This is a genomic window from uncultured Tateyamaria sp. (genome assembly GCF_947504105.1).
GTDB lineage: Bacteria > Pseudomonadota > Alphaproteobacteria > Rhodobacterales > Rhodobacteraceae > Tateyamaria.
Genome location: NZ_CANNGP010000032.1, coordinates 38979 through 53253, shown reverse-complemented (window position 1 = coordinate 53253; position 14275 = coordinate 38979). Strand labels below are relative to the sequence as shown.

Below are 14275 nucleotides of genomic sequence, written 5' to 3'. Positions count from 1 at the left end.
TAATCAAACCAATCAGATGAGCCAAACTCTCTCTTAGTTTAGACCGCCATTGGCCCCAAAAACCATGACGACGGACAGTCGTCGGCATAATCATAAAGCTCGACCCCGGCGGGCGAGCGGAAGGGCATCATGCGATAGGCATCGGTGTCCACCTTGTCGATGACCGTATCGGTAAAGTCCGGATCCGTGTTTCCGATCAACGCGTCACCCCGTTCCACCAACCAATCAAGATCGGCATCCGACACGCCAAGGATGCGGCCCAGCATCAGCATGGGCAGGCGTTTGGCGATCTTGTCGACGGCGTCGAACTCGGCATGATCCAAAGCCTCCGCGACGATGTCATGCGCCAGCTTGCGGATCAGGGGCTCGAACTGCGCGACGACCGGCTTGGCAAAGACCGGGTTTACCGCACGCCGGGTCACAGTGTGCTCGGGCGGGTCGGTTTCCTGAAACGTGCGGCGGGCAAGGTATTCGTCGTGGCTCTGATCTTCGATCCGGATGCCTTGGGCGCTGGAGAAGGTGTTCGGGTCTTTTTGGGCAGCCATGATATCGGCATAGCGGGTGAGGGACCAAAACCCCTTCTGGCCTCCAAACGCCTCCGTCCAGTGCAAAGGGGCCTGCGCCCGCATCTGCGCAAAGGTCTCGTGTGGCACGCCGTCCACAAAGCTGTCGTGATCAGCGAGGTTTTTCATGGCGTGCCTCCGAAAAAGCGGGTGGCCCAAGCTGCAAACAGCGAACCGTCATTGGGCTGATCCAATGTCGTCTCTGCCTCTGTCACTTCATCAACGCTCAGATGCGGTTTGGTGTAGTCGAGCACACAGCGCATGAACGGATCGGAGAACTCGGGATGTGCTTGGGTGGTGAAGATGTGGTCGCCTTTGGTGAACCCGGCGACGGCGCATTTGGGCGAGGATGCATATGGCACGCAACCTGCGGGCAACGAACTGACCCCGTCATGGTGAAACTGGTAGAGGTTCAAATTTGACTTGGGCGGTTGGATCCACGCGGGCAGATTGCGCAGCTCAAGCGCGTCGATCCCGATGTTCCAATCCTGCCGCGCGACACTGCCGCCGAGGGCGACGGCAATGGCCTGATGGCCGAAACACACGCCCAGCAAAGGTTTGCGTTCCGCATCGCAAGCGCGGATGAAATCATAGAGTGCGGGCAGAAAGGCCAGATCATCCAAGACGCTCAGCGGCGAACCTGTGATCAGATACGCATCCTGTTCGTCCACATCCTGTGGCACCTCGCCCCCGATGGTCATGTAGACGCGATAGGTGAACCTCTGATCCTGCGCATCGAACAGATCGCGGAAACGATGCGCATCATCTGGAAACGCGTCGCCAACCTCGACCGACCGGTCGTGGTTCACTTGCAGGATGCCAAGGCGCAAACGGGACATAGGTACTCTTTCGGAAAATGGGGCGACCGAAGCCGCCCCTGATTGGCTCAGCGCCCGAGAATCTCGTTGATCTCGGTCGACTTGGCACGGTCCGCTTCGATGCGCGCCTACGCCTCATCCTGACCCTGCCAGTAGACAGCGGCCCCGGTCTCGGCCATCAACGCCTGCGCTTCGTCAGAGGCCATGGTTTTTGCGGCCACTTCGGCAATGGTGTCGATCACCTCTTGCGGCGTGCCTTTGGTCACAAACAGGCCGTTCCAAAGCTCCACATCGTTCACACCGGATTGGGCGGCGATGGTTTCCACACCGTCCAGCTTGGCGATTGGCTGCGCGCCGATATTGCCCAGCACGTTGATGTCGCCAAGGCACGGTTCGATCAGCGCCAGCGTCGTGTTGATCACATCCGCATCGCCCGAGGACAGCGTGTTGCAATCCAGCAAGTCAAAAGCGCTGTCATCCGCGAACTCGAACTCCATCTTGGCCGCCGCCGCCATGGACACAGCCGTAGGCGTCAGGCCAGCCCCAAAGTGGCCCAGAACGACATCATTGTCCTGCGCATGGGCCGCCAGTTCGGCCATGTTGGAGTAAGGCGCATCGCCCGAAGCAGCCAACACGAACGGGTACGTCAGGAAGATGCCGACGGGGACAAAGCTGTCCTCTTCGATGCCGATGTCGATCTTGGGACCGACTATCGGCACACCGATGACAAAAGAACCGATGACCGACCCGTCATTGGGCGCGTTCAGCACCTCCAGCGCGCCGGGAAACGGGCCATCCCCACCGCCGGGACGGTTCACGACCGACGCCGGTTGCCCTGTCGCTTCGGCCATATCCGCAGCAATCATGCGCGTCAGGATGTCCTCGAAATCGCCCGGAGGCCACGGCACAATGAACTGCACCGGACCGGTGGGATACTCGGCCAACGCGGGGCCGGTCAGGGCGGCCAAGGCAAAGGCCGCGGATGTCAAAAGCTTTTTCATATGTACTCTCCCTGAGTTTGTTTTTTGCTTTTGGTGGTTAGTGTTCAAACCTCTTCGTCCGGAGGCTTCGGGCGATCGTGACACCAATCACGATCAGGATGACAACAAAAAGTGTGCCGGAGACAGGCCGGTTCACCAGATCGAATACGGTTTTGATCTGTCCTGCGCCCGCTGTCAGCTTCTCGATCATGATCGAACCGAGGACGAGGCCCAGCACGATGGGCACAAGTGGCCAGTCGAGACGACGGAGGATGAACCCAAGGTAGCCGAAGCCTGCTGCGAACATGCAATCCGCAAACGAGTTGCGGATCGAAAAGACGCCAACAAAGGCCAGGATCAGGATGAACGCGCCCAAGAGACGGTTGGGGACATAAATGATGCGCGCAATCCACGTCGTCGTCATCAGCAGCGTGATGATGACCAGCACGTTGATAATCAAAAGCGCGATGAAGAGTGAGAACAAGAAGTCCGGGTTATTCTCAAAGATGTCTGGCCCGGGCTTGATGCCCGCATCAAAGAACACGACCATCATCATGGCCGTCAGTGCCTCGCCCGGCACGCCCAGGGCCAGCAAGGGCACCATAGCGGCGGCGGGCACTGCGTTGTTGCTGGCCTCGGACGCAATCAAACCGTCAGGCGCGCCACGCCCGAACTTGCTCGGCTCTTTCGACATGGCCCGCGCCGTGGAATAGCTGAAGAACTGCGCCACGAACTCACCCACCCCCGGGATGATCCCCATGATCGTGCCGTAGCCCGCGCTGATGGTGGCAACAGCCGGGTGTTTCTTCAGTTCTCCGAACCCGCGCAGCAGGCCGCCCTTGAGTCGCGCCTCGGGTGGGTCGGCATCCTTACCGGTCAAAAGGAACAGGGCCTGGGAGATAGCGAAGATACCCACGATCACGACGATCAGGTTGAAGCCAGGATAGAGGTACTCGATCCCGAATGTGTAGCGGTCAATCTGCTTCAGCGATTGCCGCCCGATCAGTGCAATCAGAAATCCCAAGCCAAAGAGCAGGGCCGCAATCCCCATCGTCTTGCGGTGCGCTGCGATCAGCAGAACTGCACCGAGGGCTGCGGCCATAAAAATATCGCGCTGTCCGAACAGCGCGCCCAGATCGCGCAGGTATGGGCCGAACAGCATCAGCGCCCCAAGCCCCAGCAGGATGGAAAAGCAGCCCCCGAAAAAGGACGCAGAATAGGCCAGCGATAACCCCCGCGCCGCCTCGCCCCGCCGCGTCATGGCATAGCCGTCATAGGTGGTCAGCGCATTGACCGGGGTGCCCGGCGTATTGATCAGAATGGCGGGGATGGCACCGCCGTACATGCTGGATCCATAGACCCCCAAGAGCAGCACCAGCGACACCAGATCATCCAAAAAAACGGTCGCGGGCAGCAGGATCGCAATGGCAATGGCCGGTCCGATCCCCGGCACAGCCCCGATAGCCAATCCGCCCACCGATCCAATCAGGATCGCCACCAGTACAGGCACGCTGGCAAGGTTATCGAGACCGGCCCAGAACGCCTCCATCAGAACCACACCTGCATGAAGGTTTCCATGCGTTGCGGCAGTTGGTCATAGAGCCAGATATTCACCGGAGTCTTGATTTGCAGCCCGGTGCGAAAGACCAGAACGATGGTGAAACTCGCCGCCAAGCAGATGCCCATCCATCGCGCACCACGGTAACCCAGTCGCCATGGCAAGAGGGCACCCAGCAGCAGTGTCGACACCAGATAGCCGAGCACCGGCACAAGCAGGGTGTAGGCCACGAACCAAGCAACATATTCCAGCGCCCGCAGCCACTGTCCCAACTCATAGGCCATGCCGGTTGGCTGCTTGAACCGCTGTCGCCACGCCTGCGCCCGCCATGCCCCGCGCAGGTTCCAAAGGGCGGCAGGCACCAAAACCCCCAGACACATCAACGGCGCTATCCAACTTTGCTTGAGGATGCGGCCCAGACGGGCGGTGCGCCCTTCGGGTGCGGTTACCCCAAACTGGTCCATCCAATAGCGCGCCATGTTCTGCGGCAGTTTGCGGTCCTCCCACCCCGTTTGAGTGAAGAAGAAGACAAGAAAGAACAGGGCCAAACCGGCCATGAACAGGGAAAAGATCAGATCCCCCCGCCCGCGCCGGAAATCGGTGATGTCGGTGACATTGATCTTGCTGTCTGGCGGGCAGGCACTGGCAAAAGCGCGCCCCGTGGTGTCTGACCGGATGGGCCGCACCGCCGTTGCGCTGCGCGGCGCTGGGGATGCTGACCGTGACTTCACGCCACCTCGGCCATGGCCTTCAGGCCGGTTTCGGTGGCAGACAGTATTTTCTGCACATGCCCTGCATCGATGACCAAGGGTGGTGAGAAGATGGCGTTGTTGCCGGACACCCGGATCATCACCCCATCCTCATAGGCCGCCTTCTGAAACACCAAGGGCAGCGCCTTGCCAATCGGGGTCTTGTTGCCTCGGTCGCTCACCAGTTCGATGGCGCACATCAAACCTTCGCCCCGCACATCCCCGATGTGATCATACCGTTCCGCCAAAGCGTCCAATCCGGCCTTTAGCTCCGGCCCGCGCGCCCGCGCATTCTCCCACGGTCGAATGCGCATTGTCTCTTCCACCGCTGCAACAGCGGCCGCTGCGCCAACCGGGTGACCTGAATAGGTATAGCCGGAATCGACGGATCCGACCCCGCTTTCATCATCTTCAAACACAGCCGCGACATGATCAGCGATCATCACGGCCCCGAAGGGAAAGTAGCCATTCGTGATGGCCTTGGCCGTGCACATCAGGTCCGGCTGCACGCCCCAATGGCGTGATCCCGTCTCGTCCCCTGTACGGCCAAAGGCGGTGATCACCTCATCCGCGATCAGCAACACACCGTGCTTGTCGCAGATGTCACGCACCATGGGCATGAACGTCGGATGGGGTGAGATCACGCCGCCCGCGCCCTGCACGGGCTCCATCACGAAGGCAGCGATGGTATTGGCCCCCTGGAACGCGATCTCACGCTCCAGCATCCCCGCACTCAAACGTGCCAGCTCTGCGGGATCATCAGTGCCAAACGGGTTGCGATACAGATACGGCCCCGGAACGTGGAAACACCCCGCCATCAGCGGTTCGTACGTATTTCGAAACTTGGCGTTTCCGTTGACGGAGGCACCACCGAAATGCGTGCCGTGATAGCCTTTGTCTAGGCTGATGAACTTGGTCCTGGCACCCTCGCCCCGAATGCGATGATATTGACGGGCCAACTTCAACGCGATCTCGATACTGTCGGACCCGCCTGATGTGAAAAAGCTGCGCGTCATTCCGTCCGGACCAAAGAACTCCGCCAGCAGATAGGCCAGTTCAATTGCCTTGTCGTTCGAGGTGCCCCGGAACGTCGAATAATAGGGCAGCACATCAAGCTGCCCGGCAATCGCGTCCTTCACCGGCTGGCAGGAATAGCCAAGGTTCACGTTCCAAAGTCCACCGACCGCATCGATGCTCTGATGACCATCCACATCGGTGATATAGACCCCTTCCCCCCCGGTCAGAATGGTCGGCGGGTTCGCCATGCTGTCAGCCGGGTGCGCCATGGGATGCCAGAATTGGCGAGCATTGTTTTCCTTAAGGAAATTGCTGTCCTTCATGACGCGGCCCTTTCACGGCTCGGGGTCCAGAGGTCGAGGATCTGAGGCGGCACCACGCCGCCCATGGCTTCAGTGATGTCCTGCCCGCGCTGCATCAGAAGGCGGGCAAGCCGTGCCTCGGTTCCTTTGCCACCGCGACCCGTAGGATAAGCGATGGAGCATGTGGCGAACGCCCGCGATGCACCATCAAAAACGGGGATCGCAACAGAGGAAACACCAAGACGGAGGGTGTCGCGGTTGCGCGCATATCCAAGTCTGGCGATTTGTTTCAACTCTGTTTCGATCTCGCGCCGATCAGGCACTGAGGTGCCGGGCAGGCTGGTGCGCGGATCAGCCAGGGCAAGATCAAGCAAGCCGCCGGGCGAAAAGGCAAGATAGGCTTTGCCGGATGCAGTCGCGAACAGCGGTGGTAGGCCAAAGGCGTCAAAACTGACGCGCACCGGGTGGTCATGTTCTTCTGCATGATGGACATGGACCAGATCGAAGCCCTGCAACCGGCTGATATGCACAAGCTCACCAGCCTCGCGACTCAGTCCGCCAATCACGCTGCGCACCATCTCGACCTCGGGCACGGTCCGCGCACGCATACCCGCCAGCCGGGTCAATGCAGGCCCAAGGCGGTAGGCTCGCGTGCCCGCATCCTGTTCAAGAAAACCAGCCTGCTCCAACGCGACAAGGTGGCGATGGACCGTGGCCTTGTCCCGACCTACCAGTCGCTGAACGTCAGACAGGCCCAGCCGCGGCTGGGCGTCACAGAACAGGTCCAACAGACCAAGGGCCTTTGCAATGGTCGACATGGGATCAAGCTTGACGCAACCGCAATCACCTTGCAATATATTTTTGCATCTCATGGTTCATTATTTGAACCAACATCAAAAGGGCGCCCATGTCAGCACTCACCGACAACATCGCAAAACTGGCACCGCATCTGGCCCGAATTGGCGACGCCGGTATTCTCAACCACATCGGCGGCAAAGCGCAGCCGGCGGCCTCCGGCGCTTGGTTCGACACGACCTCGCCCGTGGATGACAGCCAGATCGCGCGGGTAGCCCGCAGCGACGCCACAGATATCGATACGGCCGCCCAAGCGGCCAAGGCTGCCTTCCCCGCATGGCGCGATTTGCCCGCCGACGACCGGAAGAAGGTCTTGCACGCCATTGCCGACGGGATCGAGGCCCGGGCAGAGGAGATTGCGCTGTGCGAATGCTGGGACACGGGCCAAGCCCTGCGCTTCATGTCCAAGGCCGCCCTAAGGGGGGCCGCCAACTTCCGCTTCTTTGCCGACCGCGCACCCTCGGCCCGCGATGGACAAGCGCTGCCATCGCCCACCCTGATGAACATCACCACCCGCGTGCCCATCGGCCCGGTGGGCGTCATCACCCCCTGGAACACGCCCTTCATGCTGTCGACATGGAAGATCGCACCGGCCCTCGCCGCGGGCTGCACGGTCGTACACAAACCCGCCGAACTCAGCCCCTGGACCGCCCGTATCCTGATCGAAATCGCGGAAGAGGCGGGGCTGCCCCCGGGCGTCTGGAACCTGGTCAACGGAATGGGTGAGGACGCGGGCCGCGCCTTGACAGAACACCCGGATATCAAGGCCATCGCCTTCGTCGGCGAGTCCAAAACCGGTTCTGCCATCATGGCCCAAGGCGCTGCAACATTGAAGCGCGTCCACTTCGAACTGGGCGGCAAGAACCCCGTGGTGGTCTTTGATGACGCCGACCTCGACAATGCGCTCGATGCCGCCATCTTCATGATCTACTCGCTCAACGGCGAACGTTGCACCTCGTCCTCACGCCTGCTGGTGCAGGACACCATCGCCGACGACTTCGAAGCAAAACTCGCAGCACGTGCCAACGCGATCAGGGTAGGCCACCCCCTGGACCCCACGACCGAGGTCGGTCCTCTGATCCACGCAGGACACAGGACCAAGGTCATGGCCAGCTTCGACACGGCCAAAGCCGAAGGGGCCACCATCGCAGCAGGCGGCACACGCGTCGGCGACACAGGCCAATTCGTGGCCCCAACCCTTTTCACCAACGCGACAAACGACATGAAAATCGCCCAAGAGGAAATCTTCGGCCCGGTCCTCACCTCCATCCGCTTTGAAACAGAAGAACAGGCCCTGCACATCGCCAACGATACGGCCTACGGCCTGACCGGTTATGTCTGGACCGCAGACGTCACCCGCGCCATGCGGTTCACCGATGGGCTAGAAGCCGGTATGATCTGGGTCAACTCCGCCAATGTCCGGCACCTGCCCACGCCGTTTGGCGGTATGAAAGCCAGCGGCATCGGACGCGACGGCGGCGATTGGTCGTTCGAATTCTACATGGAACAGAAACATATCGGCATCGCCACCGGTGACCCGAAAATCCCCCGGCTCGGCACATGACCCTTCTTCTGGCCGGAAATACCTCAGGGAGTTTGAGGGACAGCGTCCCTCATTCCCCAAAAATGAATCGCGCGCGGCGCAGCCGCCCCATCTAGGAACAGCCGATGCCGACCCCCCCGCCCGAGCTTTACCCGCCGTTCAACATCGTGCGGCTCAGCCACGTGGAATACCGGGTGGCGGACCTTGCAGCCTCGTGCGCCTTCTACGTGGATACACTCGGCCTGCAGATCACACATGAAGACGATCAGTCGATCTACCTACGCGCGATGGAGGAACGGGGTCACCACTGCATCATCCTGACCCAATCGGGCAACGCGAATGTCGCAAGGCTCGGCTTCAAGCTCTACGACCATCCCGATCTCGACAAGGCTGAGGCGTGGTTCCGCACCCAAGGTCAACCCACAGCATGGATCGACCGCCCCTTCATGGGCCGCGTCCTGCAAACCAACGATCCCTGGGGCGTGCCGCTGGAATTCTATGTTCAGATGGACCGCCTGCCGACCATCGCGCAGAAATACGCGCTCTATCGGGGCGTCAAACCGCTGCGCATCGACCATTTCAACCTGTTCTCATCCGATGTGGATGGGGCCTTGGCCTTCTACACACAGATGGGGTTCCGCACGACAGAATACACCGAAGACGCAGAGACAGGCAAAACCTGGGCCGCATGGATGCACCGAAAGGGCGGTGTGCATGACATCGCCTTCACCAACGGCGCAGGGCCGCGCCTGCATCATTCGGCTTTCTGGGTCCCTACCCCGCTCAACATCATTGACCTGCTCGATCTGATGAGTACGACGGGCTACCGCGAGAACATCGAGCGCGGCCCCGGGCGGCACGGCATCTCGAACGCCTTCTTCCTCTATATCCGCGACCCCGATGGCCACCGGATTGAGATCTACTGCTCGGATTACCAAACCGTCGATCCCGACCACGAACCGATCAAGTGGGACCTCAAGGACCCACAACGCCAAACCCTTTGGGGCGCCCCCGCCCCGCGCAGCTGGTTCGAGGAAGGCAGCCTGTTCGATGGCGCGGACACCTCCGAACCCCTTCTCAAAGCACAGCCCATCGTGGCACCCTGACCCTGGCGGAGGACACCTCCGCCTTACTCCCGTAAGGCGCACGTGCCGTGCGCCCCGCCCGAAAGGACGAGACCATGAGCTGGGACGATTTCGCCAAACACGCCAAGGATGCCGCCGATTGGGGGGTAAACTACCACAACACCCTCCGCGACCGCCCGGTACGCGCGCAAACGAAGCCGGGAGAGATCGCCGCGCAACTTGCAGACGCACCGCCAGAAGATGGAACTGATCTGGCGGCGATCCTGGAAGACTTCGAACGCATCGTGATGCCGGGCATCACCCATTGGCAGCACCCGCGCTTCTTCGCTTACTTCAACTCGAACGCCGCGCCCGCGTCGGTTCTGGCCGAATTTCTGACATCCATTATCGCGCCGCAATGCATGCTCTGGCAAACCTCGCCCGCCGCGACCGAGATGGAGACGCGGATGATGGACTGGCTGCGTCAGGGCCTTGGCCTGCCCGAAGGGTATCAGGGCGTCATTCAGGATAGCGCCTCGTCAGCCACGCTCGCCGCCGTCCTTACCATGCGCGAACGCGCGTTGGAATTCCGCGGCAATATCGAAGGGCTGCACGGACAACCGCAGCTGCGTATCTACTGTTCAGATCAGGTACACACCTCCATCGACCGCGCCATCTGGGTCGCGGGCATCGGACAGGACAATCTGGTCAAGATCCGCACCACCGGCGATCTGCGTCACATGGACCCGCTGGATCTGGAAGCCGCCATTGCCGAGGACAAGCAGGCGGGGCGCATCCCGGCCGGGATCATCGCTGCGACCGGCGCCACCGGCATGGGCGCCAGCGACGACCTTGAAGCGGTCGCTGCCGTGGCCGAAGAACATGGCATCTACACCCATCTCGATGCGGCTTGGGCAGGTACGGCCATGATCTGCCCCGAATTTCGTACCCTTTGGACCGGAGCGGATCGCTTCGACAGTATCGTCTTCAACCCGCACAAATGGCTGGGCGCGCAGTTCGACTGCGCTGCACACTTCCTCCGTGATCCTGACCAGTTGCGCCAAACCCTCGCCATCCGCCCTGAATATCTGAAAACCCACGGGGCCGAGGACATCATCGACTATTCCGAATGGTCGATACCTCTCGGTCGCCGCTTTCGCGCCCTCAAACTGTGGTTCCTCATGCGCCACTACGGGATGGAGGGGCTACGCACCCGCATCCGCAACCATGTCAAATGGAGCCAAGCCTTGTGCGAGCGGCTGCGGGCCGAAGATGATTTCGAAATCGTGACAGAACCCATTCTGTCGCTCTGGACCTTCAAACTCACAGACGCATCAGATGACGACATCCAGAAGCTCGTCGATACCATCAACGATGACGGGCGCATCTACCTGACCCAAACGCTGGTCGACGGGCAAAAGGTCATCCGTTTCCAGGCCGGGCAGTTTGATTGCGAAGAACGGGATTTCAACACCGCCTTCGACACGATCACCGAGATTGCGAGGAGCCTATGAGGTTCGCCACCTACACCACCGCCGGAAACCAGTACTACGGCGCGGTGGCAGATGACGGGATGATCCCCCTGTCCCCCAACTTTCCTCAGTGGACCACCCTACGCAACGTTATCGAAAACGACGGCGTGCACGCGCTTGCGAAAGCCGCCCAAGGCCGCACCGCCACGCATCACGATGTCACCTATGATATCCCCGTCCCCAACCCGGAAAAGATCATCTGCGTCGGCGTAAATTTCCCTGACCGCAATGCCGAGTACAAAGACGGGCAAGAGGCACCGCCCAACATGTCGCTCTTCCCCCGCTTCCCGCGCAGCTTCACGGGTCACAACCAGCCGGTCATCCGTCCCCCGGAAAGCGAGAAACTGGACTACGAAGGCGAGATCGCCATCGTCATAGGCAAGGGCGGGCGGCGGATTGCCGAGGCGGATGCTTACGACCACATCGCGGCCCTGACCCTCTGCAACGAGGGCACCATTCGCGACTGGGTTCGCCATGCCAAGTTCAACGTCACGCAGGGTAAGAACTGGGACGCCTCGGGGGCCATGGGCCCATGGATCGTGCCGTTCACCCATGCAGCGCAACTGGACGATATCCGCCTGACAACCCATGTGAACGGTGAGCTGCGTCAAGATGACCGCACCAGCCGAATGCTCTTTCCGATCCGCCGCCAGATCGCCTACATCTCGACCTTCACCACCCTGGTGCCCGGCGACATCATCGTGACCGGCACGCCTACCGGCGCAGGTGCACGGTTCGATCCGCCGAAATTCCTCAAACCCGGCGACGTCGTCGAAGTAGCCGCAGAAGGCATCGGCACACTGCGTAGCGAGGTCATCGATGACACCTGAGGACCACAAGACCGCGGCCCTTGCGCTTGCCGAGGCGGAGCGAACAGGCCAACAGATCGGCCTGCTGTCAGTCGCGCATCCGGACATCGACATGGACGATGCCTATGCAATTCAGGAACAGGTCGTCGCGGCCAAGGTCGCTGCAGGCGATCCAGTGATCGGTTGGAAAATCGGGCTGACCAGCCGCGCGATGCAGATGGCACTGAACATCGACATTCCCGATAGCGGGGTTCTGACGCAGTCCATGCAATTCGACACAGGCGCCACGATCCCCGCGGGCCACTTCATCCAACCGCGGATCGAGGCCGAGATCGCCTTTGTCATGAAATCAGATATCGGCGGCGCAGACGTGACCCGCGACGACGTGCTGGCCGCGACAGACTACGTGGTGCCAGCCCTTGAAATCCTCGACACCCGCATCCTGCGCGCGGACCCGGACACAGGCCAGCCGCGCAAGGTTTTCGATACCATCGCCGATAACGCGGCAAATGCGGGCATTGTCGTTGGTACCCAACGCAACGCACCGGAAAACCTACGCTGGGTCGGCGCCATCGTGAAAATGGGCAACACGGTCGAGGAAACGGGGCTTGGTGCGGGTGTCTTGAACGATCCGGTGGAAAGCGTGGTTTGGCTCGCGCGCCGCATGGCCACCTATGGCAACACGATCAAGGCAGGCCAGCTGATCCTATCAGGCAGCTTCATCCGTCCAATCGAATGCCCGCCGGGCACCAACATAGACGCCGATTTCGGCAGCTTTGGGCGCGTCGATCTAAGCTTTAGCTGACGCGCGCCAGCAGACGCGCGGCGCAGCCGCCCAGCGCCACAGTATCCGACACAAACAGAAATGCAGGAATGCGGGCGAACTGTCCGTCAAAGCTGTCATCGGCCCGCAAAGGTGTCAGCACGCGTTCCCGCCGTTCCGGCGCCATCAGGAACTTCGCCAACGACCCGTTGAAATACAGACCGGCCCTTGGGAAATAGGAATAAGCCAATTCACGCACCATCAGGCCAAAGGCCTCGGTACAGACCTCAAGCGCCTCGCGTGCACGTGGATCGTCAGACTTGGCCAATTGCTCGGCGCTATCGACATCCACGCCGATGACATGGGCCAGACGCAATAGCCCCACACCGGAAAACAGGTTCTCGACACTGTCAAAGCGCGACGTGTCGGGCATATGCGCCTGCAGGATCGACATCACGCTCGACGGCAGGCTGGCATGGCCCTGCTCTGACGTGAAAACGGTGCCACTCTCCATGTTGACAGCCGACACGTTGAACCCCGTGCCAAGACCAACCACCAGCGCCTGCCCGGCGCCACCAAGAGCAGCACTGTCGTGCAAGGGTTCAACCGCATCGGGTGCAACGGTGGGCACGGCCTGCCCCAACGCCTCAAGGTCGTTGATCAGAACAACCTCGTCAGCATCGAAAGCGGCAGCAAGGGCAGCCGCATCGAAATCCCAATTCCGGTTCGTCAGCTTCGCACGGTCACCGGCCACAGGACCCGCCACCGCGATAACGACATGAGATGGCACTGAACGCCCATCCAAATAGTTGGTCACAAGATCAAGAAAGCTGCCAAAGTCGGCATTGGGACACTTCACAACCGTGTCCGCGATGACTCCATCGCGACCAACAAAGGCCATACGCGTATTCGTCCCGCCAACATCAGCAACAAGGCCAATGGCCCGATCCTGCCCACCCGCATCCTGCATTACGATTCGCCCGGTTTCTTACCCAAGATGATCATTCCGAGCAGGTCATCGTCCGTCACGTCGGCAACGTCAACAGTCCCAACCAGCTTTCCGTTTTTCATCACGGACGCGCGGTCACACAGCTCCATTACATCATGGATGTCGTGACTGATCAGGAAGATACCGATGCCTTCGGCTTTCAACTGCTGGATCAGTTCCGACACCATCTGCGTCTCGTGTGGACCAAGGGCGGCGGTGGGTTCATCCATGATCAGAATGCGCGCATTGAAATACACCGCACGGGCAATGGCGACCGACTGGCGCTGACCGCCCGACAAGGCGCTGACCGGATCCTTGAACTTTTTGAAGTTCGGATTGAGCCGCGCCATGATCTTGCGGGTCTCGGCCTCCATCGCATCGTCGTCAACAAATCCCATAGCGTTGACCAACTCGCGACCCAGAAACAGGTTCGACGCGGCATCAAGGTTATCGGCCAGTGCAAGCGTCTGGTAGATCGTCTCGATGTTATACGTCCGCGCGTCGCGCGGGTTGTTGATGGTTGCCTTTTCGCCGTTGATACGGATTTCACCCGTATCCATGGCGTAAGCACCCGACAGGATCTTGATCAGCGTGGACTTGCCCGCACCGTTGTGGCCCAAGAGGCCTACAACTTCGCCCGGCTTCAGGTCGACCGACACATGGTCCACCGCCTTGATCCCACCAAAGCTGATCGAGATGTCTTTCATTTCGACAAGAGGTGTCATCATCTCAAA

At 60.6% G+C, this 14275-nt stretch carries 14 protein-coding genes; 5 read left to right on the top strand and 9 right to left on the bottom strand.

Going from position 1 to position 14275, the window contains the following annotated elements; translation table 11 throughout:
• Positions 1-38 precede the first annotated feature (38 nt).
• The 7 genes from Q1A75_RS17335 to Q1A75_RS17305 all read right to left on the bottom strand — a co-directional run bounded on the left by Q1A75_RS17335 (position 39) and on the right by Q1A75_RS17305 (position 6805).
• Positions 39-692 (bottom strand): hypothetical protein, encoded by a 654-nt coding sequence (locus tag Q1A75_RS17335; RefSeq protein ID WP_299550917.1) that lies wholly within the window; start codon positions 690-692, stop codon positions 39-41.
• Positions 689-1402 carry a type 1 glutamine amidotransferase gene (locus tag Q1A75_RS17330; protein WP_299550920.1) on the bottom strand — a complete coding sequence of 238 codons (714 nt, stop codon included), beginning with the start codon at positions 1400-1402 and terminating at the stop codon, positions 689-691. Before Q1A75_RS17330 ends, Q1A75_RS17335 begins: the two co-directional genes overlap by 4 nt.
• Positions 1403-1509: 107 nt before the next feature.
• Positions 1510-2382 carry a tripartite tricarboxylate transporter substrate-binding protein gene (locus Q1A75_RS17325; RefSeq protein WP_299550923.1) on the bottom strand — a complete coding sequence of 291 codons (873 nt, stop codon included), beginning with the start codon at positions 2380-2382 and terminating at the stop codon, positions 1510-1512.
• Positions 2383-2419: 37 nt separating this feature from the next.
• On the bottom strand, positions 2420-3910 hold the full coding sequence (locus Q1A75_RS17320; RefSeq protein ID WP_299550925.1) for a tripartite tricarboxylate transporter permease: 1491 nt from the start codon (positions 3908-3910) through the stop codon (positions 2420-2422).
• Complete coding sequence (locus tag Q1A75_RS17315; protein ID WP_299550928.1) at positions 3910-4650, bottom strand: tripartite tricarboxylate transporter TctB family protein; 741 nt, start codon at positions 4648-4650, stop codon at positions 3910-3912. The genes Q1A75_RS17320 and Q1A75_RS17315 overlap by 1 nt, the downstream gene beginning before the upstream one ends.
• The gene (locus tag Q1A75_RS17310) at positions 4647-6008 is read right to left on the bottom strand and encodes an aminotransferase class III-fold pyridoxal phosphate-dependent enzyme (RefSeq protein ID WP_299550931.1); all 1362 of its coding nucleotides are present in this window, start codon (positions 6006-6008) and stop codon (positions 4647-4649) included. Before Q1A75_RS17310 ends, Q1A75_RS17315 begins: the two co-directional genes overlap by 4 nt.
• On the bottom strand, positions 6005-6805 hold the full coding sequence (locus Q1A75_RS17305; RefSeq protein ID WP_299550934.1) for an IclR family transcriptional regulator: 801 nt from the start codon (positions 6803-6805) through the stop codon (positions 6005-6007). Before Q1A75_RS17305 ends, Q1A75_RS17310 begins: the two co-directional genes overlap by 4 nt.
• A gap of 89 nt (positions 6806-6894) precedes the next feature.
• Here Q1A75_RS17305 and hpaE point away from each other — a divergent pair, with 89 nt between their 5' ends.
• The 5 genes from hpaE (at position 6895) to hpaH (ending at position 12595) form a co-directional block, all read left to right on the top strand.
• Positions 6895-8406 (top strand): 5-carboxymethyl-2-hydroxymuconate semialdehyde dehydrogenase, encoded by a 1512-nt coding sequence (gene hpaE / locus Q1A75_RS17300; RefSeq protein ID WP_299550936.1) that lies wholly within the window; start codon positions 6895-6897, stop codon positions 8404-8406.
• Positions 8407-8510: 104 nt separating this feature from the next.
• Positions 8511-9491, top strand: a complete 981-nt coding sequence (gene hpaD / locus Q1A75_RS17295; protein WP_299550938.1) for a 3,4-dihydroxyphenylacetate 2,3-dioxygenase — start codon at positions 8511-8513, stop codon at positions 9489-9491.
• A 74-nt stretch (positions 9492-9565) separates the two neighbouring features.
• Complete coding sequence (locus Q1A75_RS17290) at positions 9566-10963, top strand: pyridoxal-dependent decarboxylase (protein ID WP_299550941.1); 1398 nt, start codon at positions 9566-9568, stop codon at positions 10961-10963.
• Entirely contained in the window at positions 10960-11811 is an 852-nt protein-coding gene (locus tag Q1A75_RS17285; RefSeq protein ID WP_299550944.1) for a fumarylacetoacetate hydrolase family protein, read from the top strand. Before Q1A75_RS17290 ends, Q1A75_RS17285 begins: the two co-directional genes overlap by 4 nt.
• The gene (gene hpaH / locus Q1A75_RS17280) at positions 11801-12595 is read left to right on the top strand and encodes a 2-oxo-hept-4-ene-1,7-dioate hydratase (protein ID WP_299550947.1); all 795 of its coding nucleotides are present in this window, start codon (positions 11801-11803) and stop codon (positions 12593-12595) included. Before Q1A75_RS17285 ends, hpaH begins: the two co-directional genes overlap by 11 nt.
• Here hpaH and Q1A75_RS17275 read toward each other — a convergent pair.
• Positions 12588-13523: a glucokinase gene (locus Q1A75_RS17275; protein ID WP_299550950.1), complete on the bottom strand. Its 936-nt coding sequence runs from the start codon at positions 13521-13523 to the stop codon at positions 12588-12590. The genes hpaH and Q1A75_RS17275 overlap by 8 nt on opposite strands.
• Complete coding sequence (locus Q1A75_RS17270; protein ID WP_299550953.1) at positions 13523-14269, bottom strand: ATP-binding cassette domain-containing protein; 747 nt, start codon at positions 14267-14269, stop codon at positions 13523-13525. The genes Q1A75_RS17275 and Q1A75_RS17270 overlap by 1 nt, the downstream gene beginning before the upstream one ends.
• Between the last annotated feature and the right edge of the window lie 6 nt (positions 14270-14275).